Origin of the sequence: Paenibacillus sp. FSL H8-0457, assembly GCF_038051935.1 — a bacterium.
GTDB lineage: Bacteria > Bacillota > Bacilli > Paenibacillales > Paenibacillaceae > Paenibacillus_AQ > Paenibacillus_AQ lautus_A.
Genome location: NZ_CP150293.1, coordinates 4,022,959 through 4,048,942, shown reverse-complemented (window position 1 = coordinate 4,048,942; position 25,984 = coordinate 4,022,959). Strand labels below are relative to the sequence as shown.

Here is a 25,984-nt window from a genome sequence, read left to right as displayed (position 1 = left end):
GATTTCTTATCCAGCATGTGCACAACTGAACACGGAAAGATCCCTATCTCATGAAGACTTCGAATGACGGATGGCTGTCTCGATATAAGCTCTCAAATTTTTAATGAATGTGCGCATGGCATATCCCACGAATCTGTCGCTGCGGTAGATCAGACAAATGTCTTGAGAAGGCGTAGGATTCCTCAGATGCACGACTTTGATCTCTGTATTGCGAAGATTATCCAGTAGAAGTCGCGGCAGAACGCACGCGCCAACTCCGCTCTGTACCATCTGGAGGAGGGAGGATAATGTTGTTGTCACCATATGCGGCTGCACTGCAAAGCCGTTGTCCATGCAGAAGCGGTCGATCAGCTTGCGGCATTGATGATCGGGTGGAAACATGCGCAGCCTGTTCAATGGGATGAAGTTCTCCCCGGCAAGAGGATCGTTCCTATGTACAGCCAATGAGAATTCCTCGTGAAACAGGGGGATTGATGTAAGACGTTCATCGATAACGGGTCCGATGGTTACGCCGATATCGATGCTTCGGTCCAAAACCTGTTCCGTGACCTTCATGGTTTCCAGAAGGGACAGCGAGATGGTGGGATAGGTCTGATGGAAATCCAGCAGCAGGGCATTAAACATGAGATCCGCGTCACCGGGCAAGACGCCGATCGATAGCGATCCACCTTGCATCTGCTTCAGATCGGCAATGGCATCGCCCGCTTGCTGCAGATGCCTGAACACGGCGGCGGCATGTTCATGAAGAATCGCTCCAGCGTCCGTAAGAACAATGGTTTTTCCCACGCGATCGAACAACAGAACCCCTAATTCTTCTTCCAATCTCCTGATCTGCTGGCTTACGTTGGGAGCACTGACTCCCATTTTTTCGGCTGCTCTCGAGAAGTGAAGCTCTTCGCATATAGCCATAAAATACTGCAGTTGTTTTAACTCCATCCTGCACACCTGCTTTCCCTTGCATCATTGAATGGATGTTTCACGATTATTGTGGCGTTATCTTCCTGATCTGTCAATTCATTATCGTTAACTTATACTTAACGTTCCGGTAATGTCCACTGTATTGATGTAACGTTCCGTGCGACCTATACTTGGGAGCATAACAAACGTTTTTTATGACAAAGGAGGAAATGAATATGTCCGAAGTGATAATCAATACGGCGAAGATTGGACGTCAAGTGGTGCTGCAGCAGGTGCAGGCTATACCGGAGGAGCAGTTCGACATACAAACTGGAGGATTTAACAACACCATCCGTTGGAATGTCGGCCATATCATTTATTGGATGGATACGTATACTACCCTAAGCTTTGGTTCCCCATCAGACATACCGGACTCGTATGCTTTACTGTTTAACTCCGGAACCAAGCCCTCGGAATGGAAGGTGGCTCCTCCATCGAAAAAAGAGCTGGTCGAGATGTTAACAGCTCAGCTTTCACGCCTATCTGGGCTGAATTCTGATATGCTGGACGAGAAGCTGTCAACTCCGTATGTCATGGGACCGTTCCAATTCAGTACGGCTGGGGACCTGTTCAACTTCGCGCTGCTTCACGAAGCCATTCACCTCGGAACGATATCAAGTCAGCTAAAGGTTCAGACACGCTAATCAAAGCTTGGAAAGCGTAAACAAAGGCGAATGATCGACAGCTTCATAAATGGAGCTATCATTTTAACGATTAACCATAAGGAGGAAGCCTACATGCAAAAATCCGTAGACTCCGTATCAACCCGAACAACTGAAAGTTTTGAAGCTTTTAAGCAGGCTTTAGAAACAGGGCATACAGCGGATTTTCTTGATAAGGTTACAGATGGTTTTCATTTCTTTGTTCCGCTCCCGCTAGATGGGTGGGATCACAAGCAGCAAGGCAAAGAGCGGTTCGAGGAGCTGGTCAGGTTCGAGCGTTCCGTATTTCAGATGCAGCTGATTCCGCTCGTCTTGATTGAGAATGCGGACCACGGGACGGTGGTATTTCGCTCAGAAGGTTTGTTGAATGGCCGGTCTTTTAGTAATGAGCTTGCCATCGTATTCGAGTTCGAGGGAGAGCGGGTCGCCTCCTTCCGCGAATATGTAGGTATGCCGTTAAAAAACTATGAGGCTCCCTAATGGGCAGGCCGGTCTTGTTCTCCACGGGCGTTATAGATTGACATCATTCGAATCGATTTACTGATCAAGAGGTATTTTCTAATCATCATTCATTCCAGAGGTGGTTTCTAACCGGTTTACTGGGTATAAACGCATGAAAAGCCGCCAAAATGGCGGCTTTTTTGCACTAAAAGATGATAGATAAAGCGAGTAGGCAATTTGCAATCTCAGACACTCAGGTATTATGGGAGATTTACCAACCGATGCGGATGATCAGGCCTTTCGGGTCGCCAACTTCAAGGTAAGCGGCCTGGCCGTTGACATCGTCATACGGAAAACCGTAGGCCAAGCGGTTAATGCTGTGGTCGTGCCAGAATTTTGCGTAATAATTAGCCGGGGCGGCTTGATAGTAATTCGAAACGTTATTCCAGTCGTTGGCCGTGTATACATGACGTTGAATGGCGGCACAAGTTGCCGCATCCGTTAAAGCGCCGTCGCATCGGAAAATATCCTGCGTGCTGTACGGAGCATACCCGCCGAAATAGTTGGCATTCGCGCCACCCTGGGCAAAAGAACCGTGAATCGGCGCGACAATGCGATACGGTGCTTGAATCGTGGCCAACGATTTGAAGGCGGCAGGAACTTCCGCCTGGAATTTGGCGAAGATACCGTTTCGGGTTTCGGATTCCAGCTCGCCTACAGTCTGGTCGAAGGAGCCGGATTTATTGACCAGACGATGCTGAAGGGGGAAACCGAATCCATCGACGCGTGTCGTATTGCCGTGGTAGCCGGCGGCGTCAATCGTGAATTCAACGAAATCAAAATAAATATCGCGGTTCGGGTCGGTCGGATTGTTCAGATCGGGGCCGGCGAATCCATCGTTAAAGGTCTTCAAGTACAGAGGAGTGCCGACGCTAAGGAACATTCGGCCCGATGTGATCTGGGGCAATGTGACCCAAGAAGCATCGCTGACCTTATGATAAATGTTGGCGTAGTTGATGCCGTTCTTGGTTAAATGGCCTGGCGCATCATTCAAGGCGCTGGAGATCGGGATCAGATTCCCGTTAAGGTCCAAATAGCTCCACTGGTTGTTGACGGGATTGATGCCGAGAACGCCCCAGTATATTTGCTGGTCGGTATAAGCGCCATGGGTCCCGTTCATGATCTTGACCGAGACGGCACCGTTTGGCGGCATGGGGATGGTGGTTGGAAGAATGTCATATATGGAGCCGGAAGAAGAGGGAGGCGGCGTGGAACCGGCAGTGTAAGAGAATACACCCGTGTCGTAGGCAGGGATCCCGTTATTGTAAGTAAACGAATAAGTAATCACTTGGCCGGCGGCAATGCCTGAGATGGCCTGCTCATATCGGGATTTTCCGGCATGGTAAGACATTCTGAAATTTTGCTGTTCACCGCCGTTTACTCGATAATGGACATCGACCCAGCTAGTGTTGACGGCGGATTTGAACCATACGGTGGCTGCGCTGCCGGATAATTCAACGCCCTGTGTATAGTCCGCAGCTTCGGCTCTCGTACCGAAAACGGACCAACAGGTCAGCAGCAGCGACAGAACCAGCAGGTAACGCATTCCCTTCTGCATCATCAAAAATTCCTCCTTTGAACTTGGGATTAAAACAACTTCGCATTCGGGACGGAAACGGCATCCCTCCTTTATTTTGGCCTGATAGTTGGCTGACTGTAAGAGTCAATCCATGCGATGACAAAAAGATTATAATCCCGTTTTCCAAAATTTAGTAGTATCGGAATTTCGGGATGGGGTTCGCCATTTCGGAAATGGAAGCATGCGCGTGGTAATGACAATGGAATCACACCAAAAAGCAGCTTATCCTATGGATGAGCTGCTTTTTGGGTATGCTTCGTTCATGTTTCTTAGATGTATAGGATAGGGTTAACCCTATCCCTCGAAATCGTGCAATCTGCGCAGGCGGTAAGCGTTCATAGCGAATTGGCGCAGCTCCTCAAGTATGGTGTAGTTCGCCCATGCTCCTGCGAAAGCGCCGATCCCAGGGACCATCTGCAGCATTTTCCGGAAGTCCATGGCGTCACGATACTCGATCTGAAAGGTCTCCCAGTCCATATTCTGGGCGTATTCGGCGTCGGAACGCCATTGTTCCTTTTCCGTATGCCAGTGCTTGATGGAATAGAGCAATCTGGCACGGTTATCCGGGCCCGAGAATGTCATTTGAAATACCTTGAGGATGAATACACGTTCGGAGAAGTGTTTGGTGTCATAACCGTAAACATGCGAGAGCTCGAACAAAAATTTCATTTTGATCGCGATCAAAGCCGGAAAGTCTACCATACTGAACATGATGCCGCCGGCTCCGGTACCAGCGCCTTCGGCAACCGCGATTTTTTGGTACAGGGCAAACAACGCTTTCGCTTCTTGATCGGCAGCTTCCAGTTCCAGAGTACGCTGGACCGGCCGGCTAGGCGTATATTCCGCACCGAACAGGGCCGTGCGAACGATCGATCGTATGGTGGTCGTTATGATGGTGTGCACCTTCGGAGGAATCCAATGATTAATCCGGCTGCCGATGGTTTTCGATGTTTTTTCCAGCCAGCCCGGCGGTTTGAACATCTGGTGTTCCCAGTCGGCGATCTCCCTCTGTACTTTATGCTCGTAATTCATGATCAATCGCTCCTCCAACAGTCTTGGCTATATTGTAACGAATATCTCCGTGATTCGAAAACCGTCTGAGGAAGGTAGCGAACCTCGACTAAAGTCCAGCATCGCCGAAGAGGATTGATAAGGGCGTGTCGAACGCAGAGCCTGCACGGTGATGCACTTTGGAATAGATGCTTACGTTTGCATATAGATCATATCGGTGGGACGATTGACATGAACCTTCGTAATCTGTTCACTCATATAACTGGCTGAATATTTGAAGTCAGATTGTATCCAGCATTTAATTATGCCGATCATTGCGTGAATTTGATAGTTAACGGTCATTTCCTGGTCAATGGTGGGCTCATCATGCCGCCGTGAAAAATGGTAGTTGCCCGTGAACATCTCGATGTACAACTGCTCTAGTCTTTCATATAGCGAATCCGTCTTTCGGATGGCATGCAGCGCTTTAAATAACTTCTTATTGTTCTCGACATGTTCGAAGCTCAGCCGGGTTGATGGAGACACCTTGTCAAGATTGACCGACTGGACTTTGCTGAAGGTAACAGTAACTGCGTTGCGGAAGCCTTCGATCGCGTCCTTGAATAAATCCTCCAGTATTTCTTGCTTGTCCTTATAGTGGAAATAGAAGGTGCTGCGATTATAGTCAGCTCGGTCCGCGATTTCGGATACCGTGATGGCATTTGCATCATTACTTTCTAAAATGAGATCGATGAAAGCGGCTTTTAAAGCGTTTGTCGATTGCCTTCTTTTGCGCTCCTGTCTGTGAAGATAAGCCAACAGAATCACATCCTATGATTGAAATTTACGATTATTCCAACACCTTCATGGCTTTTGTCGGAAGTCCAACAAATTGAAGAGTGTTGTGGATTGTAACCGATTTCTCCTCATTCTATTATAATTTTGTTGGGTCATGATGAACAGCCCGAGAGACGATATAGAGAAACAGACAGGGAGATGAGCAAATGTCCAGATTGAATGGAAAAGTGGTTGTCATTACAGGAGCTGCGCGTGGAATGGGAGCGACACATGTGCGGAGATTCGTTACCGAAGGCGCAAAGGTAGTATTCACCGATATTTTGGAGGAAGAAGGACGGAAACTTCAGGATGAACTTGGACCAAACAGCCTTTATATAAAACATAATGTTGCGGACGAAAGCGAGTGGCAGGCTGTGATCAAGCAAGCTGAAACAGCTTTCGGTTCGATTAACGTACTCATCAACAATGCGGGGATCGACCTTCCGGCGGTCGATTTGGAGGAGGTCTCCGTCGCCCAATACCAAAGGGTTATTGATGTGAACCAGCTGTCGGTATTTCTTGGCATGCGCTACGTCGTGCCTTCGATGCGCAAGGCGGGCGGCGGTTCGATCGTCAATATTTCTTCACTTGCCGGTATCGTTGGAGCTTACAAAAAAATTGCCTATACCGCATCCAAATTTGCGGTTCGCGGGATGACGAAGGCGGCAGCACTGGAGCTTGGCGATTACGGAATCCGCGTCAACTCCGTGCATCCCGGCTTTATCCGGACGCCAATGACAGAAGCGCTCATCAACGACGAACTGGAGGCAAGCTTTCCGATTCGCCGAGTCGGTCACCCGGAAGAAGTAACGAATCTCGTACTCTATCTAGCTTCGGACGAATCGAGTTATTCCACCGGCTCCGAATTTGTAATTGACGGTGGTCTCGGCGCTCAATAAGCACAAAATGAGAAATCAGGTATTTAAGTTGTACGTTTCAAAGTAAAAGATCTGAAAAATCCCATCGCGCTCAAGATGGGATTTTTCTTTATGTGACTAGCTGAATCAGCGCTCTTATTCAGACTGACTCCGTCCTTTTTGGATGAGAATACGAGCATACCCTCGTATTAATCCTTGGGATTTCTCATAACGGCATGAGCTGATCGCTAAAATCCCCGATGGTGTTCTGGCCAATGATTTGCTTGGCTTCCTCGGGTACGCCGTCTGAAGTGCGGGTCTGTTGAACCAACATGAAGTGGTGGTTATCCTCTTCCTGGAGTACCGGTTTCCTTAAATTGTCAATCTCAAAAAAACTCATCACGAGTTGGTTTTATCTGGTACGGATCATGGACAGAATAATTTTAGTCTCGCTTGTATACCATCCAACACTTCGGGCGGTATCTCCCTAACCTTGATATCCCCACCTAGAAATAGCAGCCAATTTGTGATTTCGGTCAATTCTTCCACCTTGTTCACATCGATAAAAGCCTTAAGAACGGCTGTGGTTTGGTAAGGATTCGTATATGCAATGGAAAACTTTACAGGATGGTACTTTTTGAACTGGGCTATCGCCTTTGGACCAAGATCAAGGACAAGGTTGATGAACTCTTCCTGCTTACTCAGCTGCTCTAAGATCTTTTTCTTGCCAACCCTTTTTTTCGTATGGAATCGTTCTATGTCAGAGAGATTGTCGACAGGAATAATCCGTCTCTTTTCTTCCGCTAAGTCAAAGCCTTCAATTAACCATAAGCTTTTTTCACGATAAAGGTGCAGGAGATAAATGGGATAAGACTTTATTTCCTTCTCTTCCTGGACGGAAACCAATAAATAGTTGTCCAGCAGAAGGAGTTGGATGAGTTTTTCTAACATCGGATGGGGCAGGTCGGACAGATCAAGCAAGTCGGGATTATGAGGATTGGTTCCTTCAAACAGCAATATTTGATTTAGTAGAACAAGATCGTCTTGTTGGTTCTCCGAGATGAGGCCGAGTAATTTTTCAGCCAAAGAATGGCGACTCTTTAGATAAGGGAGCTGTTGATTTCGAGTGGCCATAAAGGCGATAAACAAAGCTTTGATTTCTGTGTCGGTAAAGCGGACCGTGGGCAGGACGGAGTTGTTCATGACAAAATAACCCCCATCCCTCCCAACTTCAGCGACAAGCGGCATCCCCATGGCTTCGATTTCTCGAATATCTCGAATCGCCGTCGAGCGAGAAATGTTAAATTCGCGCATGATTTCAGAAATGGTAAAGTGGGCGCGGTTGTTGATATACCGCATGATGGTATTAATCCGCTCAACTTTTTTCATCGGACTCTCCTAAACAGTATCATTTTTTGACATGATTTAAGGTTATTATAAACCTATCAAGTGAAAAGACAAATCATTTGAAAAAAATTAAAAAAGGAAGGTTTTGAATATGGAGAATTATACGCTTGAGGAAAAAGACAGCTTTATCGTATTAGGTATTGGAACCGAACTTAAAAGCGATTACACGGATTATGCCGGCATCAACAAGGAAAAAACGGAATTTTGGGAGTCGGTGAAGCAAGATGGAAGGCTTGATACCTTAAAGGCCATAGCTGCAAATGATTATATTTTTGCCGTAAACGAGGCGGTCAATAACAAGATGATGTATTATGCCGGCGTCATGACGGAGGAGTCGTTACCAGAAGCCACTAGAGTTATTCAATTCCCTAAAGGGGAATACCTCGTTGTAAAAGGGGAAGGGAAAACGGCGGATGAGCTGAGCAATAAACTTACCGGCATTGCCTTTGGTCAAGTATTGCCGTCAGCCAAGGATTTTGCCTATGTCGGCGGGCCGAATGCTACGGTGGAGATGGAAGAGCGGGACGGCTTCGTAAGTGGCGAATTGTGGATTCCCGTCGTAAGGAAATAAATAAGATCAAAGGAGAAAGCGGCATGGCTTATATCGTTGATTTTAAAAATGTATCTACGGTTGGTTTGGAGTCTTCGCCCGCAGCGGAAGCGCTGGCTGGTTTACGAGCGAATGAGGCGCGTTACTTCATGAACAAATATAAGCATGAATTTACGGTTGTACCAGCCGGCGATAGCCAGGAGACTTTGGATTATGTGAACCGAATATTGAAAGAAGAACGAGATCTTGAGTTTGCGGCCAAACCTTTGGAGACGTCGCGTTTTCAAGTGGAAAATATCCAGTGGGCTTTCGTCTTTTATGAGGATGGCCTCGCGGTCAATGTCATGTATACGGTTGATGATCCGAAGAAGCGGGCTGTCGGTTTTAAGCTTTCGGAGGGGATGGAGGTACCGCAGGAGTTGGAAGGGAAGTTTAAGTTTGCAAGGCAGAAGTCCAAATTAGCCGGAACCATTCGGGGCTCGTTCTTTGTAATTAAAAAGGAATACTAAGCGGTGAGCAGTCAAATAAATAACGAAAACCCAAAAAAGAACCTGAATCCTCTGCTTTCAGGTTCTTTATTATTGCAATTACATAGACACGATGATACAATCTGAATGCGATACAATCAGGTTTAAGGGTATAAATATTTCATCTTACAATTTAATTGTACCACGCTAAAAATACCCTTGTCAAATGTTTTTTTCTCAAATTAATGGTTAGGAGAGATGTTGAATGCGTTCTTTGGTTCTCGATTTTCAAGACATGGAACAAAACCAGCTGTTGCTCGTTGGCGGAAAAGGAATGAATCTAGGAGAATTAGCAAAAATCGAAGGAATACACGTACCGGAAGGATTTTGTGTTACAACCGCGGGATATCAAAAAGCCATCGAACAAAACGAAACCTATCATGATTTGCTGGGACAGCTAGCCATGCTAAAAGCAGAGGATCGGGAACGAATTGGTGAAGTCAGCAGGAAGATCAGGCAAATCATTATGGACGCAGAGATTCCTGCCGACGTCGTGAAAGCCGTAACTCATTATCTCTCTCGGTATGGCGAGGAACATGCTTATGCCGTGCGTTCCAGTGCGACAGCTGAAGATTTACCTCATGCCTCCTTTGCCGGTCAACAGGACACCTATTTAAATATCATCGGGACAGAGGCCGTCTTGCAGCATATCAGTAAATGCTGGGCATCCCTATTCACGGATCGCGCCGTGATCTACCGGATGCAAAATGGATTTGACCACAGTCAAGTTTATTTATCCGTGATCGTTCAAAGGATGGTTTTCCCGCAGGCTTCAGGGATACTATTCACGGCAGACCCGATGACATCCAATCGAAAGCTGCTCTCCATCGATGCCAGCTTTGGACTTGGAGAAGCGCTGGTCTCCGGTTTGGTATCTGCCGATTGCTACAAAGTACAGGATGAGGTCATCGTCGATAAGCGGATAGCCGCCAAAACATTGGCGATCTATGGACGACGGGAGGGCGGAACGGAGACCCAGTCGATTGCCCCCGATCAGCAAAAGATCCAAACCCTTACCGAACAACAAATTTTACGGCTGGCACGCATCGGAAGACAGATTGAAGCTTTTTTCGGCCGGCCGCAAGATATCGAATGGTGCCTGGCCGATGACGTGTTTTATATCGTTCAGAGCCGGCCGATCACGACGTTATACCCGATTCCTGAAGCGAGTGACCAAGAAAATCGCGTCTATATTTCTGTTGGTCATCAACAAATGATGACGGATCCCATGAAACCGCTGGGATTGTCTTTTTTCCTGCTAACGACTCCTGCACCCATGCGCAAAGCTGGCGGAAGATTGTTTGTTGATGTCACACATCATCTGGCATCGCCTAACAGCAGAGAATTTTTATTAAATAGCATGGAACAACACGATCCGCTCATGAAAGACGCACTTATGACCATCATTGATCGAGGAGATTTTATAAAATCGTTACCCGATGATAAAAAAGAAGCGAGTCCCGTTAAAAGCAGTAATGCTATGCCGCCTGCCGGTGCTCCCCCACAATTCGAAAACGAGCCAACAATCGTTAATGATCTGATTCAACGAAGTCAAACATCGATCGAAGAGTTAAAACATAACATCGAGACGAAATCTGGGACGGATTTATTTGATTTCATTGTGGAAGATATCCAGCAATTGAAGAAGATTCTGTTCGACCCGCAAAGTTCGGCTGTCTTTATGGCTGCCATGAATGCTTCATCATGGATCAATGAAAAAATGAACGAGTGGCTAGGTGAAAAAAACGCAGCAGACACGCTTTCTCAGTCTGTACCCCATAATATTACTTCGGAAATGGGTCTGGCGCTGCTCGATGTCGCAGATGCGATTCGTCCTTATCCGGAAGTCATTGATTATTTGCAGCAAGTCAAACACGATGACTTTTTGGATGAGCTGGTTACGTTTGATGGCGGGCGTGAAGCCCGAGACGCGATCCGTGATTTTCTCAACAAATACGGGATGCGATGTGCCGGAGAAATCGATATCACTAGAACACGTTGGAGCGAAAAACCCACAACGCTCATCCCGTTGATTATGGGTAACATCAAAAACTTTGAGCCTAATGCCAGCCATCGAAAGTTTGAGCAAGGACGACAGGAAGCGCTGAACAAAGAACAAGAACTACTGGAACGATTAAGCCGATTACCGGATGGTGAACAAAAAGCCGCAGAAACCAAACGAATGATCGACCTTATCCGGAATTTCATTGGTTATCGGGAGTATCCGAAATACGGCATGGTTAATCGCTACTTCGTCTATAAGCAGGCTTTACAGAAAGAAGCCGAACAACTCGTAGAAGCAGGCGTTATTCATGACAGAGAAGATATATATTATCTCTCTTTTGAAGAACTTCACGAGGTCGCACGCACAAATAAACTGGATTACCGAATGATCAACAAACGAAAAGACGAGTACAAATTATATAAAAAACTGACTCCTCCGCGTGTGATCACATCGGATGGCGAAATCATTGTTGGTGAGTACAAACGGGAAAATATTCCTGCTGAAGCCATTGTAGGGCTGCCAGTTTCTTCGGGCGTTATAGAGGGAAGAGCACGTGTCATCTTAAACATGGAAGACGCTGATCTGGAGGAAGGAGACATCTTAATCACTGCCTTTACGGACCCTAGCTGGACGCCATTGTTTGTATCCATTAAAGGATTGATCACCGAAGTGGGCGGACTGATGACCCACGGAGCCGTTATTGCGCGTGAATATGGATTGCCTGCCGTAGTCGGCGTCGAGAATGCAACCAAAAGGATCAAGGATGGGCAGCGCATTCGCGTGAATGGAACAGAGGGGTATGTGGAAATATTATAATAAATACCAACATGAAGCCGCGATTTTCGCGGCTTTTTCAATTATTGAACAACATCTAGGAAGCAGATGCCTTCCATGGATACAAATCGGCTGGGGTGATCAGCGGACTTAGGAAGCTTATTATACGTTACGGTTTATTCACGCAACTCTAAGGTTGCTTATTGTTGACAAGCAACCCTAGGGTTGCTTATAATCGGACTATGAAGTGGGACAAAGACGCAATATTCAAAGCACTTGGCGATCCAACTCGGCGGCTTATGTTAGACGAATTATCCGAACGCAATGAGCTGACGTTGTATGAACTTACGGTACGTCTCATCATGAAGCACAACCTTTCCATTTCACGGCAAGCGATAGCTAAACATCTTGCTGCATTGGAAGATGCCGGACTCGTCATAACCAAGCGTAAGGGGAAATATCGAGTCATTATCTTTAACAACGAACCACTGAAGAATTTGCTGAAAGGATGGATAGAGTAATTTTTAATTTTATAATGCTGGAGGAGGCCATAAAATCATGAAAATCATTGTAACCAGTATATTCGTGCAGGATCAAGACAGGGCGCTGGAGTTTTATTCAGAGAAGCTCGGATTTGTTAAAAAGGAGGATGTTCCTGTCGGAGAATTCAGGTGGATAACGCTTGTTTCGCCCGATGTTCAAGACGGTACCGAGCTTTTGCTCGAACCGAACGAGCATCCTGCCGCAAAGGAGTATCAAAAGAAGATCTTTGCCGAAGGCATCCCGGCAACCATGTTTGGCGTTGAAGATATTCGCAAAGAGTACGAGCGGTTAAGGGAAAAAGGCGTGAAGTTTACGATGGAACCGACAAAAATGGGCGAACTCACAATAGCTGTCTTTGACGATACCTGCGGGAACCTTATTCAGATCGTGCAGAAGTAATTTACGGATTTGTTAGATAACCCTGACTCTTATGAATCATGTAGGACAACAAGTAAATGAAGACGATAAAAGCCACATCGTATGCGGCTTTTATTTATATGCATGCAAATTGCTGCCGTGCTCAAGTCTCAAACAGGACTTCTCCTGTACGGGAAACATCAAACCCCGGAATCGAACGCAGCTCCTTTTGGAAGGTGTCCGATTGCAGAATTTGCAAAAGGGCGGGAATCCAAGTCTGACTCCACGTGGTTTTAAGTATCACAAGATCATAACGCTCCTGAATCAAAGGAATAAAATCAATTTGACCGATTATTGAGGCTGCTTTCTCAATGCCTACGCCAACATCGGCTTCACCGGTAGCAACTTTCGTCGCCACACCGAGATGGTTGGTCTGAATATGATCATAGCCTGAAAGCTGCTCCGGATTGATTCCGTGAAGGCGGAGCTGTTCGTCGAGCAATACGCGGGCGCCTGATCCCTTCTCTCGATTCACGAATCGCAGCCCCGGACGGTCTAAATCAGACCACCCTCTAAGACCGAAGGGGTTCCCCGGCTGGACATATAACCCTGCGTTTCTGGAAAGAAGATTGACGACCACATAGGAAGAACCAACGAGCAGCTTTCGAATATACGGAAGATTGTACTCTCCTGTATCTCCGTCCAAGAGGTGCGTGCTGACGATATCCGACTCGCCTCTGTACATAGAGATTAAGCTGTCGAGGCTGCCGACAAATGAACGCAAGGGTCGAATGGCGGGGATTGTTTGTTCCATATGTTTGGCCAAAATGTCTAGGCTAATGTCATGTCCGGTAATGACGATCGGGCGATTCCCGCTGGTGAATGTAGGCGGTTGGATAGGTGAAGGCGAAAGCGCCTCAACAGGCTGGTTGGATACCGGAACCGTTCTCGTCCTTTGTTTGTAGGCCTCCAGGTCAGCAGCATCCACCCGCATTTGTTTGCCGACCCGATAAGAGGGCAACTCCCCTTTTTTGATCAGATCATACACGGTAAGTTTGGATATTTTTAAGAGCTTGGCAATTTCCTCCGTTGTATAAGACATGTCATTGGACATATCATGTTCCTCCCGGTTAACTGTATAAATGGTTTAACATTTGAGGCTAATTATAACACAATTGAATGAATTCAAACGATTCTCCTGATTTCTCCCCTCTCCGGATTATATGTATATCATTAAATTAGATATAAATAGATATATTTGGTTTACAAAGAATTGCGCATGAAAGTATAATGTTTATGCTTGATTATAACTAAATATAGTTTTTTGGAGGGGGACCCATGATTAAACCAGCAAAGATTAGCGTGGTTTTATCTCTTGTATTATCCATGATATTAGTAATGGCGGGTTGCGGCACGGCAGCAAAAGATCATACCGCTTCTCAAGCTGCGGATAAGAATACGCAAACTTCGGCAGCAGCGGAAACGGTTGAATTGACCGTATCTGCGGCAGCAAGCATGACAGAAGCTCTAGAGGAAATCCAGGAAGATTATAAAACGAAGTATCCAAATATCACATTAAATTTTAACTTTGGCGCATCGGGCGCATTGCAGCAGCAGATTGAGCAGGGAGCACCAGCCGACTTGTTCCTGTCAGCCGCAGCCAAGAACATGGAAGCGCTCGTGGAAAAACAACTGATAGATGCAAATCAACAAAAAAATGTTCTTAGCAACGAGTTGGTGGTTGTCGTGTCTGCGGATGGACAAGTACCGGTTGCAGGCTTTGCCGACTTGTCCAAGTCTGATATAAAGAACATTGCCATTGGCATTCCTGAAAGTGTGCCTGCGGGAAGTTACGCTAAAGAGGCCCTTACAAAAACGAACTTCTGGGATTCGCTCCAATCCAAGATCGTACAAGGTAAAGACGTACGTCAAGTTCTTCAATATGTAGCAACGGGTAATGCAGATGTCGGGTTTGTGTATAAAACGGACGCATTAACCTCTGACAAAGTGAAGGTTGCTTTTGCTGTGGATCCCGCAACATACACGCCTGTTGAATATCCGATTGGAATCGTAAAGGCAACAAAACATCGAAAAGAGGCTGAGAATTTCTACGCTTATTTGCAGACTCAAGAAGCGCTGGACGTCTTTGAGAAGTACGGATTCTCCGTTCTGAATTGATTGGGGCCAATATGAATTGGAACGAATTCTGGTTACCGATTAAACTGTCACTACAGGTTTCCGTACTGTCCAGCCTAACGGTTGTCCTGCTTGGAGTGGCTGCTGCCTGGTGGATGTCACGCAAATCTTTTAAAGGCAAAACGATTCTTGAGACCGCCTTTATGCTCCCGTTAGTTCTTCCGCCAACCGTGGTTGGTTTTGTACTATTAGTCATACTTGGTCGAAAAAGCTGGTTTGGACAATGGATAGAATGGCTCTTTGCCGCGCCCGTCATTTTTACTTGGTGGGCTGCCGTGATCGCTTCGGTCGTCGTAGCCTTTCCGCTGGTCTACCAAACGATGAAGGTAGGGTTTTCTTCTGTCCATCGGGAAGTCGAGGAAGCAGCTCGATCAAACGGGGCTAACGAGTGGCAGGTCTTCAGGTATATAACGCTTCCTTTGACTTATCGCTCGTTGGTAACTGCCTATATTCTTGGATTTGCTCGTGGACTTGGTGAATTCGGAGCAACGTTAATGATAGCCGGCAATATTCCGGGCAAAACACAGACCATTCCTACGGCCATATTCGTTGCGGTTGATGCGGGCAATACGACGATGGCATGGGCCTGGACAGGTTCCATGATCATGATTTCCTTTATAATGTTGCTTCTTACAAGGCGAAGTGATCAATAAAAGTCGCTAAATACAGCGGCTTTTTTTCATGTTTCGGAACTTCATGATATTGATTTATTTTAAAAAAAGGGTAATCATTAGTTACAGCACATTATTTTACCATCACATTCCAGTAAAAAGTGCTGATTACGCGCAAACCGAAAGGAGGATTGTGATTAGCTGTCGTCAGCTATAATTCCTGCTTCATATCAACCCCAGTGAGACATCATGTCAAAGGAGGTATCTTAATGTTTCAGGAGCGCTTTGCTCTCAGCGGTAAGAACTTAAAGATTTTTACATCGTTCGTTCTCGCCATTATTTTACTTATCATGCCGGTCCTGCCGGCTGCAGCTGCATCACCAGGCAAAACCGTGAATGCTTCGGCTAAGCTGGCCTATAATCTTAAAGGGCTTAAGCACAATGTGGCCGTTCAAAAAGCATATATTGCAGACAAGTATATTTATGTTACACAGCGGTCTAAGGGTACATGCTATCTTTCCAGGCTGCTTATTAGCGGGAAAGACGCGAAGTACGTAGACGAAATGACCGTCACCAATACCGGCCATTGTCAAACGCTTGATATGTATACGTACAAAGGGGAACATTATTTCTACTTCAGTTCCAAAGCCGATTCTTCTACCAAGCAATTCTGGTCCCTCCAAGTGGCAAGACTAAAATATAAGGCGGGATCAAAGGTCGATTATACGAAGCTGGACCGGTTCGTCTATATGAATTATGCCAACAAGACCGGTAAACGATTAGGCACAACCTATAGGGTTGACGGCGGCGGCAACAGCAAATATACGTTCTTCCGCGTACAAACCAAGGAAAAGACCGTCACCTGGTCCATATACAGCACAGCGGCCCTGAACAAGCTTCTGGACAGCAAAAAGCAGGTTCGAATGGATAGTGCCGCAGCGGTAAAAGCGAGCATAGCGAGTTTCACTCAATCCGGCAATCGTATTATTAGACCGAATGGATCGTTTCAAGGTGCAGATATGCTGGGGAGCTCCAAAATTTACACTTCGGGAGGCGCCGAAGGCCAAACCCCGCAGATCGCCATGATGACCAGCTCGGGCGCCTACAAGAGCCTGGTGAAAATTACGAATGTGGGAAAGCATGAAATCGAGGGCGTTCAGACCAAGAACGGGAAGGTTTACTTTACGATCGTGACGGATCCCAAGAACAAGAAAAACACGCAGAAAATTTACTATGTGCCGGATACGATTTTTTAAATATTTTACGAAAAAGTCGCCATGTAATGGCGGCTTTTTTCGAGATTGTAACTAGTATGTCCAGTCCCCGGCAAGTATAAATCACTTCTTATCACGTCTTAATATCAGAGAACAATGTGAGATTGTGTGTTTTTGTGGTATTCTGTACTAGTAATTCAAACGCGGTAATCGTTTATTGGAGGAATATTCAATGCTTGCACATGATCGGCATCAACAAATCATGAAACTGCTTCACGAAATCCAATCGGTCAAGACAACGGATTTAATTGCGCAATTCGGAGTTTCTTTCGAGACGATTCGTAGAGACCTGGAATATCTGGAACAAGAGGGCTTCTTAAAAAGGGTTCATGGCGGGGCAACCTTGCCGGCAGCGGACTATCAGAAAGAACTGCCTTTTACCGTGCGGGAAATGAAGAGGCTTCAAGAGAAACGGGAGTTGGCCCAGATTGCCCTCCGCTACGTGGAAGAAGGGCAATCCTTGTTCATGGATGTAAGCACCACCAATACCGAATTCGCCAAGGCCTTGATGACGCGCTTTGATCGATTGACGATACTGACCAATTCCTTTCAGATCGCATCGATACTTATGGAGAAACCTCATTTCACGATCATCTTTGTCGGTGGGGTGGTCCGTAACTCGGAACATTGCGTGGTCGGCGATTTTGCCGAATCCTTTGTCACTCAGTTTCATGCCGACCTTTTCTTTATGAGCGTGAGCGGCATATCCCTGACCGAAGGCTTGACGGATTATGGGTTAAGTGAGATTCAATTGAAGAAGAAAATGCTGGCCCGGGCACACAAGGTCATCGTGCTTGCAGACAGCAGTAAGTTTAACGCGGTTTCGCTCACACCGGTCTGCGGATTGGATCAGATTGAACGGATTGTGACGGACTCCGGGCTAGGGCATGATGTCCTTGAACAATATCGGGAGGCAGGGGTCAACATCGATTGCTAATAATTTCAAAGGAACAAGAAGAGCCTTTCGACGAGGTTCTTTTTTTTTGCTCATCATATCAATTGACAGTAAGAATTCCCCATGATACGATCAATCTCGAGTTGTATAAATGTGTGTTTATAAGCATATTATTGTGTAGCATAGTGTTTTCGAGGGGGTGCAATAATTTCAATTGCAGTTTTATTGGTTCTAGGCTCTGGCATGGCGCATGCGGTATGGAATATGTTGGCAAAGTCGAGTGGGAATAAGCAGTTGTTTTTATTTATGATTTATATCCCCACCACGCTTATGCTGCTCCCGGGCTTTATGATCGAAATCGTCACAGCGAATCCACCCATGTCGGCTTACCTTTTGTTATTCCTGTCCGTGTTCATTCAAGGGGGATATGCCTATTTCTTGTCCAAGTCCTTAACCTATGGCGACCTATCCCAGGTCTACCCGATGATGAGAGGCATTTCCACTTTCTTGTTGCCTCTTTGCGGAGTCATCCTCCTGAACGAGCGATTATCCGTCTGGGGATGGCTGGGACTCGGATTGATTGCATTTGGCTTCTTTCTATCAAGCGGCATCTTTATGAGGAAGCAAAGATTTCATGCCCCTCACAGGGTTCTTTTCTATACTGCAGCCGTGGGGCTTTGCACGATGGCGTACGTGATGGTAGACAAAGTGAATCTGCAGCATTTTTCGCCAACGCTGCTTTTGGAAATATCCAATATCGGATTTATGCTGGGGCTGGCCCCGTCTATCCGTTTTGGCGAAATCCGCTGGGTAAGAGAGATAAGAGAACATGGAAAATGGCTTGCAGTTGGCGCGATCCTTTCTCCAGGTTCATATTTGTTGTTCTTGTTTGCCATGAGTATGTCCCCATTAATATACATAGCGCCTCTTCGAGAGATTGGAACCGTATTCGGCACCTTGCTGGGCGTATTGCTGCTGAAGGAAGGTCAAGGAGGGCGGCGGATCGTATCGGCCGGCATTATCTTTATCGGAATCTTACTCGTAGGCATGCTGGGCATATGATTAGTTAGACGGCATTTTACCGTTGCGGTGAACACCGGGATAACGCCACGGCCATATTCGACATCATTTAGAAGGAGGATTGAGTAGTTTGAACAAGCGAAATCAAGATGGAGAAAACCGGAAGGGGGACGTGCTGCTCCGATTTCAGGTTATCACCGATACGCACGTGAAGGCGGACCCCGGACATACCTACAATTGTAATTTGGCGAGGGCACTAGAAGATATTAAACGAATGGCGCCGGACAGTGACGGCATTATGCACGCAGGCGATTTAACCGACCAGGGGAGTACGGAGGAATATGCGGAGTTTCGCAGAATATGGCGGGAGCATGGCGCAGGATTGCCGGTCAGTTATTTTGCTGCAGGCAATCACGATGTCGGTCTGGGGCATTGGCCCTCACGTTTGGGAGCTTATCTGGATGCCACGGGGATGAGGGGACCCTATCACGATCATTGGGTTAACGGGTACCACTTTATCTTCCTCGGAACCGAGGAGGGGCTGGAACTGTTTGCTTCCTTGTCCGAAACTCAGCTGACATGGCTCGATACTAAGCTAACCGAGAGCAAGAATCCGGTTCAACCGGCTTTCGTCTTCCTGCATCAGCCGCTCAAAGACACGGTTGCAGGATCTTATGAGTCGCAGCGATGGTACGGCGTTGCTCAGGACGAAGCGCTCAAGAAAGTTCTGGCTAAACACCGGCATGCCATCCTGTTCACGGGCCATACTCACTGGGAGCTGGAGGCTCAGCATACGATGTTCGATGGACAGGAACGACTGCCTTATATGTTTAACGGATCCTCTGTCGCGTACCTATGGACGGATAAAGACGAACATAAAGATGGGAGTCAAGGGCTGTTCGTCGAGGTTTATGCAGATCGTGTAATCGTCAAAGGCCGGGATTTCGCTGCAGGCAAGTGGCTGGAGAATGTCCGGTTTGAATGTAACATCCCTGAGCAATCCGAATAATTGGAAACGCCTACAACAGAACCCTCCATTCAACGACATCGGTTCATTATGATTGAACTGGGCTGTCGGGTAAATGGAGGGTTTTTCCGTCTCCGCTGCAGGATTACCAAATGAATATAATTGTTTTCACAGGAAAAAGATACTACAATTGGATCAAGGCTTACATACCAGTGTTTAGATTTTGCTCTTGTTCAAATTGACAGCTAAGAGAGTAACAGAGGGGGAAACTTGGAATGAAAAACAATGAACTAAAGAGGGGGCTCGAAGCTCGCCACATTCAGATGATTGCTTTGGGCGGCACCATCGGTGTCGGGTTATTTATGGGTTCGGCAAGCACGATCAAATGGACAGGTCCATCGGTGATGCTTGCGTATGCTATTGTAGGGATTTTTATTTTCTTCATCATGCGCGCAATGGGGGAAATGCAGTACATCGAACCGAGCACGGGATCGTTTGCGACCTTTGGCCATAAGTACATTCATCCCTTGGCGGGGTATGTGACGGCCTGGAGCAACTGGTTCCAATGGGTGATCGTCGGGATGGCGGAGATCATTGCCGTTGGGACGTATATGAAGTACTGGTTTCCGGATTTGCCCGCTTGGATACCAGGGCTCGTCGCCATGGCGATTCTCGGTGCAGCCAACCTGTTCTCCGTGAAATCGTTTGGTGAATTCGAGTTTTGGTTTGCCATGATTAAAATCGTAACCATCGTCTTGATGATTGTTGCCGGGTTTGGTCTGATTTTGTTCGGATTAGGCAATGGCGGAAATGCGATCGGATTTTCTAACTTGTGGCAGCATGGGGGCTTTTTTACCGGCGGATGGTCAGGCTTTTTCTTTGCTCTCTCGTTAGTGATCGGGGCCTATCAAGGCGTCGAGCTGATAGGGATTACGGCAGGTGAAGCCAAAAACCCGCAAAAAACGTTAATGAGCGCGACGCAAAGCATTATCTGGCGCATTTTGATCTTCTATATCGGCGCGATTTTTGTGATTGTTACGGTCTACCCTTGGAATCAGCTGCAAGCCCTCGGTAGTCCGTTCGTTGCCACGTTTGCGAAAGTCGGCATTACTGCTGCAGCCGGAATCATCAACTTTGTTGTCATCACCGCTGCCATGTCAGGTTGCAACAGCGGGATATTTAGCGCAGGCCGCATGCTTTATACATTAGGGGTCAATGGACAGGCACCGAAAATATTTACGAAACTGTCCCGTAACGGCGTGCCCCTGCTGGGAACGATCGGCGTACTCGCGGGGTTGGGCCTTGGGGTGTTTTTAAGTTATATCGCACCGGAAAATCTGTTTGTGCATGTGTACAGCGCCAGCGTGCTTCCCGGCATGGTGCCATGGTTCGTCATTTTGATCAGTCAAATCAATTTCAGAAGAACCAAGGGGAGTGCATTGGATGATCATCCGTTCAAAATGCCTTTCGCACCGGTGACCAACTATGTGACGATTGCCTTTTTGCTTATGGTGCTGGTCGGTATGTGGATTAACGATGAAACTCGGATTTCCCTGATTACAGGCATTGTTTTCTTGGGTATTGTCGTGATCAGTTATTATGCCTCCGGGGTTAACAAGGCACAAAAAAACCATGAGTCAAGCAATAGATGAATCGGCAAAAACATCCAATAACGAAATGAATCAACATCCCATTCTCACCAAAGTGCAAATGGGATGTTTTCATTTTGAGGTACGAGCTCGAGTGATTTTATGCAGGATTCAAACAGGATAACCAATCTATACGTCGAAATTGAAAAGGTAAATGTTTGTCTTCCGGTATCGGACCTCATGGATAGGAACACGACGCTGAACAACTCATGATTGATATAAACGAAGGAGGGATTCTATATGCCATATGGGCCTGACCCTAACGCAATCTACCCGAATGAGGCGATTAAAAGTATTTGCTATATTAAAAACGTAGTGACACGTCCCAATATTATTGTCGGCGACTATACCTATTATGACGATCTAAACGGCGCCGAGAAATTCGAAGAGCATGTCACGCATCACTATGAATTTATTGGAGACAAGCTGATTATCGGGAAGTTTTGCGCAATCGCAAAGGGGATTGAATTCGTCATGAATGGCGCCAACCATAGAATGGGCAGTGTTACTACCTATCCGTTTAACATCATGGGTAACGGTTGGGAGAAATCGACTCCGGCACTGGCCGACTTACCCCTTAAAGGCGACACCGTCATTGGCAACGATGTCTGGATTGGTCAAAACGTGACCGTAATGCCCGGTGTACACATCGGCGACGGGGCTATCATAGCAGCCAATTCGGTTGTTGTAAAAGATGTTCCCCCTTATCATATTGCAGGCGGGAACCCTTCCAGGGTTATTAAGAAAAGATTTGATGACGAACTCATCGACCATCTCCTTGCCATCCAATGGTGGGATTGGCCTGCTCGGAAAATTTTTGACCATCTTGAAACGTTATGCAGCGGAGATCTGACTAAAATCAAGGAAATATAAATTGCTCATTATAGCATCTCATGGGTGAATCTACTTATTGAGCGGCTTTGCAGAACACCAGGGCACCGTCAATATGATCCTCTGCATAAAAATTGGAACCTTACATCATAATAATACAGCCTTTTTTATTCCAAACCATTCAGAGGAGCAGATACGTGTGAAAAGCAAATGGTTGCTAGCGTTAACCCTAGCGTTCGTAATTAGCATGACTCAGGCCGTAGCGCCTGTGCAAGCCATGGTGGGCGAGAAGAAGAATCCGGATTGCATAAGTCCCAAAGTAGTCCAATTGAAAGGCGAAATGGAGAAGGTTTGGATCGACCATACGATATGGACAAGAAGCTATATCGTGAGTGCCATATCTAATCGTCCTGATCAGAAGGACGTTCTGGACCGGCTTTTGCGAAACCAGCAGGACATTGGCAACGTGATCAAACCTTACTATGGGGAAGCCGCCGGGAATAAGCTTGCCGATCTAATGAGAGAACATATTCTGATTGCAGTGAAAATCGTGGCTGCGGCCAAGGCCGGCAAACAGTCGGAAGTGGACAAATTAGAGGCGGATTGGCACAGAAACGCTGACGATATCGCAAAATTTTTAAGCGCAGCGAATCCGAACTGGCAGTTTAAAGAGCTCCAGGATATGTTATATACGCATCTCCAATTGATTACGGAAATCGTCGTTAGCTGTATCAAGGGAGATTGGAAAGCGGATATTGCTGCAACCGACAAAAACGAGATCCATATGATTCATTTAGCGGATATTCTGACAGAAGGCATTGTCAAGCAATTCCCTGAGAAATTCTAAGGATTACTCGTGTGTCAGAATCGCGCTAAAGAAGAACTTACAATTACAATAGCCGCATCTTTGCGGCTTTTTGTAATTGCCAAAGCAGGAGCTTGTGAACATTAACGGTAACAAGAGATATGATCCATTAGCCGTTATTCGTTTTCCGCAAGAGGGAACCCAAAACATGATCGTATACATCCCTCTCCCAACGGGTAATAACTAACAGCACAGCAAAAACGTGACGATCAGTGGGAAAGGGGCTTGAAACGAATGAAACGCAAACTATTGATAACCGGAGCGGCAGGCACCATAGGGAACGTAATTTACAAGGGACTGCAAAAAGACAGCCGGTATGACATCATCGGTGCGGATATAGAGGCGGACGATAGGCAGGGTATCGTGCAGTTGGACATCGTGGACGAGGCGCGGCTGGCAGAGCTTACGCAAGGAGTCGATACGGTGCTCCATTTTGCCTGGATTAAGGACAACGGGGATTTCCTCGGTAAGGTACTGGAGGGAAATGTGACCGGCGCGTACAAGTTGTTTGAGGCTGCCGTGCAGAATGGCGTTCGCCGTATGATATTTGCCAGCTCCAATCATGCGACCGGTTATTACAAGGTTTACGAAAAGGTAGAGCCAGACGATCCGTACCGCCCGGATAGCTTTTACGGACTCAGTAAATGCTATATCGAACTGCTGGGCCGGCTTTATTCAGATCAGGGCAAGATCTCTTCGATTAATATTCGAATCGGCAACTTCCCTGGAGATGATCGACCTCATTCAGAGCGCGCCGGGCATATCTGGATATCGGAACGCGATATGCTTCAACTGATCGTTTGCTGCATTGAAGCAGATGACAAACTAACGTATTTGAACTTGTACGGCACTTCCGCCAATACGGATAACTATTATAACATCGATTATCTGGAAGAATTGATCGGATACAAACCTCAGGACGACGCAGCAAAGCTGCTTGAGTTAGCCAAGGCGGCGGGAAGCAAAGTACGTCAGGACGAGACGGTCTATCAGGGAGGCCAGCAACAATAACAGCTTCGAATAGGCACCTGTAAACCTGCGTTTCCGTAGATCGGTGATGCCTGATAGAGATTTGCATGCGTACAGAAGCCATGAGGATACGATGAACGATGAGAGGCTTGTCTTCTGAAAGTCGCGTTAATAATGCGGCTTTTTTTTATTTTCAGGACTATCGTTCGTGTCATTCCCACTTGACGTACGTTTCGATTACGTGATCAGCTGCCCCGGCCGCACGTACGCCGATTAAAGGCTTCTTGCTAACAAGGTCCCTACTTGTTTGGCCATGACTTGCGGCGAGTAAGGCATTCCGTTTCGGATCCACCATTCAATGACCCCGACATAAGCAGTCCCGGCATATTGCAGCATCACATCTTCGTGTAATTCGGCGTTTTTTCCGCTTTCTTTGTCGATCTCACCTTTGAATCCTTCCATGAAAGACGTAAGCAGCCGCGTTCTGAAAGAGGAAGGGGCGCCTTTGGACGCTAACATGGTTGAAAAAAGCACATAATTCTTTTCGAAATATTCGAAATACGGCACGAGAGCATCCGCCCATTCCATTTCACACGCCCAAGTATCCATCTCTTTTAATTCCTGAATGTGTGCCTCCATGATTTGATTCAATAAATCATACTTGTCCTGATAATGCAGATAAATCGTGCCGCGATTCAAATTTGCCTGGTCTGCGATGTCTTGAATGGTTATGTCATCGAAGTTTTTGTCGGCCATCAATTCAATGACGGCTTTTCTTAAGGCTTCTTGCGTTTTTAGGATTCTACGATCCACTTTTGCCATCTTGGATTAACCCCCTGACCTTCCCAACATAATGAACACTTTTGATGATCTTGTTGATATCTCAACAAATCGCGCTGATTTAACCATTGAACTTCAACTTCTAGCTCCTATAATAATAGACATGAGTTGATTAAACAACTTAATTTGTTTAGTCGCTTTCTGTGGATTGGGACGGCTAAGGAATTGCCTGTTTTACGCCCACTCAACTATTTTCTAAAAGGGACTAGTTGAGAAAATTGATACTACCTGGAGGTTATACACGATGAAAGCTAATGCACGTGCTGTATTCGGTCCGGAAGGTCCGTTCCAACTAACAACAATTGAGCGCAGGGATCTTAAGCCGCATGATGTGCTCATTGAAATCAAATATGCAGGGATTTGCCACTCGGATATCCATACCGCTCGCGGCGATTGGGGGCCGGTCCAATATCCGCTCGTACCGGGACATGAAATCGCCGGCATTGTCGCCCGGGTTGGCTCGAATGTCACAAAGTACACGGTTGGTGACCGAGTAGGCGTCGGCTGCATGGTTGATTCCTGCGGAGAGTGCGAGAGCTGCCGCAGAGGAGAGGAGCAATATTGTCTGAAAGGACATACGGGTACTTACGCAGCTACCGACAGATATGGTCAATATACACAAGGAGGCTATTCCTCCCATATCGTCGTTACGGAGGATTTCGTCGTACGCATTCCCGACGGCATTGCTCTTGATGCCGCTGCACCGCTCTTATGTGCCGGAATCACAACCTACTCGCCGCTTCGCCATTGGGGTGCCGCTCCAGGCAAGAAGATCGCAGTGGTTGGACTTGGCGGGCTCGGCCACATGGCCGTAAAGCTGGCTCATGCCATGGGAGCCGAAGTCACGGTTGTATCACAGACATTAAAGAAGAAAGAAGACGGTTTGAAGTTAGGCGCAGACCATTATTATGCTACCAACGATCCGGAGACATTTAACAAGTTAGCCGGCACGTTTGATCTCATCGTGAACACGGTGAGCGCGAAGATTGATTTGAATGCTTATCTCTCGCTGCTGGCAGTGGACGGTACCTTGGTCAACGTCGGTGCACCGCCGGAGGCATTGCCTGTTCAAGTATTTTCGCTAATCCCGCATCGTCGGTCGTTTGCTGGATCGGCAATCGGCGGCATTCGAGAAACGCAGGAAATGCTGGATTTCTGCGCTGAACACCACATAACGCCTGAGATCGAGGTCATCTCCGCAAGTCGGATTGATGAGGCTTGGGAACGCGTGCTGGCTTCGGACGTCCGGTATCGATTTGTCATTGATATCAGCACGATGGAGAACGAATAAGAATTCATTGCATCCCCGAATCATGAAGGG

The 25,984-nt window shown here is 46.8% G+C and carries 26 protein-coding genes; 19 read left to right on the top strand and 7 right to left on the bottom strand.

Features of this window, described 5'->3' with window-relative positions:
* Window positions 1–48: 48 nt before the first annotated feature.
* A complete protein-coding gene (locus MHI43_RS17765; protein ID WP_036660736.1) occupies window positions 49–936 on the bottom strand; it encodes a LysR family transcriptional regulator in 888 nt (295 codons plus the stop codon).
* A gap of 197 nt (window positions 937–1,133) precedes the next feature.
* Between MHI43_RS17765 and MHI43_RS17760 the strand changes: the two genes are divergently transcribed.
* Both MHI43_RS17760 and MHI43_RS17755 read left to right on the top strand, forming a co-directional pair.
* Window positions 1,134–1,601, top strand: a complete 468-nt coding sequence (locus MHI43_RS17760; RefSeq protein ID WP_036660735.1) for a DinB family protein — start codon at window positions 1,134–1,136, stop codon at window positions 1,599–1,601.
* A gap of 93 nt (window positions 1,602–1,694) precedes the next feature.
* Window positions 1,695–2,099 (top strand): ketosteroid isomerase, encoded by a 405-nt coding sequence (locus MHI43_RS17755; protein ID WP_036660734.1) that lies wholly within the window; start codon window positions 1,695–1,697, stop codon window positions 2,097–2,099.
* A 232-nt stretch (window positions 2,100–2,331) separates the two neighbouring features.
* Here the strand turns inward: MHI43_RS17755 and MHI43_RS17750 are convergent, their stop codons facing one another.
* The 3 genes from MHI43_RS17750 to MHI43_RS17740 form a co-directional block, all read right to left on the bottom strand.
* Window positions 2,332–3,681 (bottom strand): glycoside hydrolase family 64 protein, encoded by a 1,350-nt coding sequence (locus MHI43_RS17750; RefSeq protein ID WP_200868605.1) that lies wholly within the window; start codon window positions 3,679–3,681, stop codon window positions 2,332–2,334.
* A 312-nt stretch (window positions 3,682–3,993) separates the two neighbouring features.
* Entirely contained in the window at window positions 3,994–4,731 is a 738-nt protein-coding gene (locus MHI43_RS17745) for an EcsC family protein (protein ID WP_036660733.1), read from the bottom strand.
* Between the two features lie 171 nt (window positions 4,732–4,902).
* The gene (locus MHI43_RS17740; protein WP_081746265.1) at window positions 4,903–5,517 is read right to left on the bottom strand and encodes a TetR/AcrR family transcriptional regulator; all 615 of its coding nucleotides are present in this window, start codon (window positions 5,515–5,517) and stop codon (window positions 4,903–4,905) included.
* A gap of 176 nt (window positions 5,518–5,693) precedes the next feature.
* Between MHI43_RS17740 and MHI43_RS17735 the strand changes: the two genes are divergently transcribed.
* The gene (locus MHI43_RS17735; RefSeq protein WP_036660729.1) at window positions 5,694–6,425 is read left to right on the top strand and encodes a glucose 1-dehydrogenase; all 732 of its coding nucleotides are present in this window, start codon (window positions 5,694–5,696) and stop codon (window positions 6,423–6,425) included.
* A 384-nt stretch (window positions 6,426–6,809) separates the two neighbouring features.
* Here MHI43_RS17735 and MHI43_RS17730 read toward each other — a convergent pair whose 3' ends face one another.
* On the bottom strand, window positions 6,810–7,772 hold the full coding sequence (locus MHI43_RS17730; RefSeq protein ID WP_036660727.1) for an HTH domain-containing protein: 963 nt from the start codon (window positions 7,770–7,772) through the stop codon (window positions 6,810–6,812).
* A 109-nt stretch (window positions 7,773–7,881) separates the two neighbouring features.
* On the opposite strand from MHI43_RS17730, the gene MHI43_RS17725 reads away from it, so the two are divergent.
* The 5 genes from MHI43_RS17725 (at window position 7,882) to MHI43_RS17705 (ending at window position 12,588) form a co-directional block, all read left to right on the top strand.
* Window positions 7,882–8,361, top strand: coding sequence for a GyrI-like domain-containing protein (locus MHI43_RS17725; protein ID WP_015735692.1), 480 nt, complete (start codon window positions 7,882–7,884; stop codon window positions 8,359–8,361).
* A gap of 23 nt (window positions 8,362–8,384) precedes the next feature.
* Entirely contained in the window at window positions 8,385–8,849 is a 465-nt protein-coding gene (locus tag MHI43_RS17720; RefSeq protein WP_009592531.1) for a hypothetical protein, read from the top strand.
* Window positions 8,850–9,072: 223 nt separating this feature from the next.
* Window positions 9,073–11,688: a phosphoenolpyruvate synthase gene (gene ppsA / locus MHI43_RS17715; protein WP_036660725.1), complete on the top strand. Its 2,616-nt coding sequence runs from the start codon at window positions 9,073–9,075 to the stop codon at window positions 11,686–11,688.
* A gap of 200 nt (window positions 11,689–11,888) precedes the next feature.
* Window positions 11,889–12,167, top strand: a complete 279-nt coding sequence (locus tag MHI43_RS17710; RefSeq protein WP_036661013.1) for a metalloregulator ArsR/SmtB family transcription factor — start codon at window positions 11,889–11,891, stop codon at window positions 12,165–12,167.
* 37 nt (window positions 12,168–12,204) lie between these two features.
* Window positions 12,205–12,588 (top strand): VOC family protein, encoded by a 384-nt coding sequence (locus tag MHI43_RS17705; RefSeq protein ID WP_036660724.1) that lies wholly within the window; start codon window positions 12,205–12,207, stop codon window positions 12,586–12,588.
* Window positions 12,589–12,709: 121 nt separating this feature from the next.
* Here the strand turns inward: MHI43_RS17705 and MHI43_RS17700 are convergent, their stop codons facing one another.
* A complete protein-coding gene (locus MHI43_RS17700) occupies window positions 12,710–13,660 on the bottom strand; it encodes a helix-turn-helix transcriptional regulator (protein ID WP_036660723.1) in 951 nt (316 codons plus the stop codon).
* Window positions 13,661–13,884: 224 nt separating this feature from the next.
* On the opposite strand from MHI43_RS17700, the gene modA reads away from it, so the two are divergent.
* The 10 genes from modA (at window position 13,885) to MHI43_RS17650 (ending at window position 23,865) form a co-directional block, all read left to right on the top strand.
* Window positions 13,885–14,724 (top strand): molybdate ABC transporter substrate-binding protein, encoded by an 840-nt coding sequence (gene modA, locus MHI43_RS17695; RefSeq protein WP_036660722.1) that lies wholly within the window; start codon window positions 13,885–13,887, stop codon window positions 14,722–14,724.
* An 11-nt stretch (window positions 14,725–14,735) separates the two neighbouring features.
* Entirely contained in the window at window positions 14,736–15,395 is a 660-nt protein-coding gene (gene modB / locus MHI43_RS17690) for a molybdate ABC transporter permease subunit (protein WP_036661011.1), read from the top strand.
* A gap of 227 nt (window positions 15,396–15,622) precedes the next feature.
* Window positions 15,623–16,609, top strand: coding sequence for a helveticin J family class III bacteriocin (locus MHI43_RS17685; RefSeq protein ID WP_036660721.1), 987 nt, complete (start codon window positions 15,623–15,625; stop codon window positions 16,607–16,609).
* 190 nt (window positions 16,610–16,799) lie between these two features.
* Window positions 16,800–17,564, top strand: coding sequence for a DeoR/GlpR family DNA-binding transcription regulator (locus tag MHI43_RS17680; RefSeq protein WP_036660720.1), 765 nt, complete (start codon window positions 16,800–16,802; stop codon window positions 17,562–17,564).
* A gap of 201 nt (window positions 17,565–17,765) precedes the next feature.
* The gene (locus tag MHI43_RS17675) at window positions 17,766–18,584 is read left to right on the top strand and encodes an SMR family transporter (RefSeq protein WP_051425311.1); all 819 of its coding nucleotides are present in this window, start codon (window positions 17,766–17,768) and stop codon (window positions 18,582–18,584) included.
* An 88-nt stretch (window positions 18,585–18,672) separates the two neighbouring features.
* Window positions 18,673–19,551 (top strand): metallophosphoesterase, encoded by an 879-nt coding sequence (locus MHI43_RS17670; RefSeq protein WP_015735682.1) that lies wholly within the window; start codon window positions 18,673–18,675, stop codon window positions 19,549–19,551.
* A 233-nt stretch (window positions 19,552–19,784) separates the two neighbouring features.
* Window positions 19,785–21,161: an amino acid permease gene (locus MHI43_RS17665; RefSeq protein ID WP_015735681.1), complete on the top strand. Its 1,377-nt coding sequence runs from the start codon at window positions 19,785–19,787 to the stop codon at window positions 21,159–21,161.
* 237 nt (window positions 21,162–21,398) lie between these two features.
* A complete protein-coding gene (locus MHI43_RS17660) occupies window positions 21,399–22,031 on the top strand; it encodes a Vat family streptogramin A O-acetyltransferase (protein WP_036660718.1) in 633 nt (210 codons plus the stop codon).
* A gap of 157 nt (window positions 22,032–22,188) precedes the next feature.
* Window positions 22,189–22,836: a hypothetical protein gene (locus MHI43_RS17655; RefSeq protein WP_015735679.1), complete on the top strand. Its 648-nt coding sequence runs from the start codon at window positions 22,189–22,191 to the stop codon at window positions 22,834–22,836.
* A 252-nt stretch (window positions 22,837–23,088) separates the two neighbouring features.
* Complete coding sequence (locus MHI43_RS17650) at window positions 23,089–23,865, top strand: NAD(P)-dependent oxidoreductase (protein ID WP_015735678.1); 777 nt, start codon at window positions 23,089–23,091, stop codon at window positions 23,863–23,865.
* A gap of 231 nt (window positions 23,866–24,096) precedes the next feature.
* Here the strand turns inward: MHI43_RS17650 and MHI43_RS17645 are convergent, their stop codons facing one another.
* Entirely contained in the window at window positions 24,097–24,645 is a 549-nt protein-coding gene (locus MHI43_RS17645; RefSeq protein ID WP_036660717.1) for a TetR/AcrR family transcriptional regulator, read from the bottom strand.
* Window positions 24,646–24,907: 262 nt separating this feature from the next.
* Between MHI43_RS17645 and MHI43_RS17640 the strand changes: the two genes are divergently transcribed.
* Window positions 24,908–25,954 (top strand): NAD(P)-dependent alcohol dehydrogenase, encoded by a 1,047-nt coding sequence (locus tag MHI43_RS17640; protein WP_036660716.1) that lies wholly within the window; start codon window positions 24,908–24,910, stop codon window positions 25,952–25,954.
* The last annotated feature ends 30 nt before the right edge of the window (window positions 25,955–25,984 follow it).

What these genes read in the sequence shown, in the direction of transcription:
- MHI43_RS17760 (WP_036660735.1), top strand. Translation starts at nt 1,134, where the DNA reads ATGTCCGAAGTGATAATCAATACGGCGAAGATTGGACGTCAAGTGGTG.
- MHI43_RS17685 (WP_036660721.1), top strand. Translation starts at nt 15,623, where the DNA reads ATGTTTCAGGAGCGCTTTGCTCTCAGCGGTAAGAACTTAAAGATTTTT.
- MHI43_RS17650 (WP_015735678.1), top strand. Translation starts at nt 23,089, where the DNA reads ATGAAACGCAAACTATTGATAACCGGAGCGGCAGGCACCATAGGGAAC.
- MHI43_RS17755 (WP_036660734.1), top strand. Translation starts at nt 1,695, where the DNA reads ATGCAAAAATCCGTAGACTCCGTATCAACCCGAACAACTGAAAGTTTT.
- MHI43_RS17665 (WP_015735681.1), top strand. Translation starts at nt 19,785, where the DNA reads ATGAAAAACAATGAACTAAAGAGGGGGCTCGAAGCTCGCCACATTCAG.
- MHI43_RS17750 (WP_200868605.1), bottom strand. Translation starts at nt 3,681, where the DNA reads ATGATGCAGAAGGGAATGCGTTACCTGCTGGTTCTGTCGCTGCTGCTG.
- MHI43_RS17710 (WP_036661013.1), top strand. Translation starts at nt 11,889, where the DNA reads ATGAAGTGGGACAAAGACGCAATATTCAAAGCACTTGGCGATCCAACT.
- MHI43_RS17705 (WP_036660724.1), top strand. Translation starts at nt 12,205, where the DNA reads ATGAAAATCATTGTAACCAGTATATTCGTGCAGGATCAAGACAGGGCG.
- MHI43_RS17660 (WP_036660718.1), top strand. Translation starts at nt 21,399, where the DNA reads ATGCCATATGGGCCTGACCCTAACGCAATCTACCCGAATGAGGCGATT.
- MHI43_RS17680 (WP_036660720.1), top strand. Translation starts at nt 16,800, where the DNA reads ATGCTTGCACATGATCGGCATCAACAAATCATGAAACTGCTTCACGAA.
- MHI43_RS17735 (WP_036660729.1), top strand. Translation starts at nt 5,694, where the DNA reads ATGTCCAGATTGAATGGAAAAGTGGTTGTCATTACAGGAGCTGCGCGT.
- MHI43_RS17700 (WP_036660723.1), bottom strand. Translation starts at nt 13,660, where the DNA reads ATGTCCAATGACATGTCTTATACAACGGAGGAAATTGCCAAGCTCTTA.
- MHI43_RS17675 (WP_051425311.1), top strand. Translation starts at nt 17,766, where the DNA reads ATGGCGCATGCGGTATGGAATATGTTGGCAAAGTCGAGTGGGAATAAG.
- MHI43_RS17640 (WP_036660716.1), top strand. Translation starts at nt 24,908, where the DNA reads ATGAAAGCTAATGCACGTGCTGTATTCGGTCCGGAAGGTCCGTTCCAA.
- MHI43_RS17720 (WP_009592531.1), top strand. Translation starts at nt 8,385, where the DNA reads ATGGCTTATATCGTTGATTTTAAAAATGTATCTACGGTTGGTTTGGAG.
- ppsA (WP_036660725.1), top strand. Translation starts at nt 9,073, where the DNA reads ATGCGTTCTTTGGTTCTCGATTTTCAAGACATGGAACAAAACCAGCTG.
- MHI43_RS17745 (WP_036660733.1), bottom strand. Translation starts at nt 4,731, where the DNA reads ATGAATTACGAGCATAAAGTACAGAGGGAGATCGCCGACTGGGAACAC.
- MHI43_RS17765 (WP_036660736.1), bottom strand. Translation starts at nt 936, where the DNA reads ATGGAGTTAAAACAACTGCAGTATTTTATGGCTATATGCGAAGAGCTT.
- modA (WP_036660722.1), top strand. Translation starts at nt 13,885, where the DNA reads ATGATTAAACCAGCAAAGATTAGCGTGGTTTTATCTCTTGTATTATCC.
- modB (WP_036661011.1), top strand. Translation starts at nt 14,736, where the DNA reads ATGAATTGGAACGAATTCTGGTTACCGATTAAACTGTCACTACAGGTT.
- MHI43_RS17730 (WP_036660727.1), bottom strand. Translation starts at nt 7,772, where the DNA reads ATGAAAAAAGTTGAGCGGATTAATACCATCATGCGGTATATCAACAAC.
- MHI43_RS17645 (WP_036660717.1), bottom strand. Translation starts at nt 24,645, where the DNA reads ATGGCAAAAGTGGATCGTAGAATCCTAAAAACGCAAGAAGCCTTAAGA.
- MHI43_RS17725 (WP_015735692.1), top strand. Translation starts at nt 7,882, where the DNA reads ATGGAGAATTATACGCTTGAGGAAAAAGACAGCTTTATCGTATTAGGT.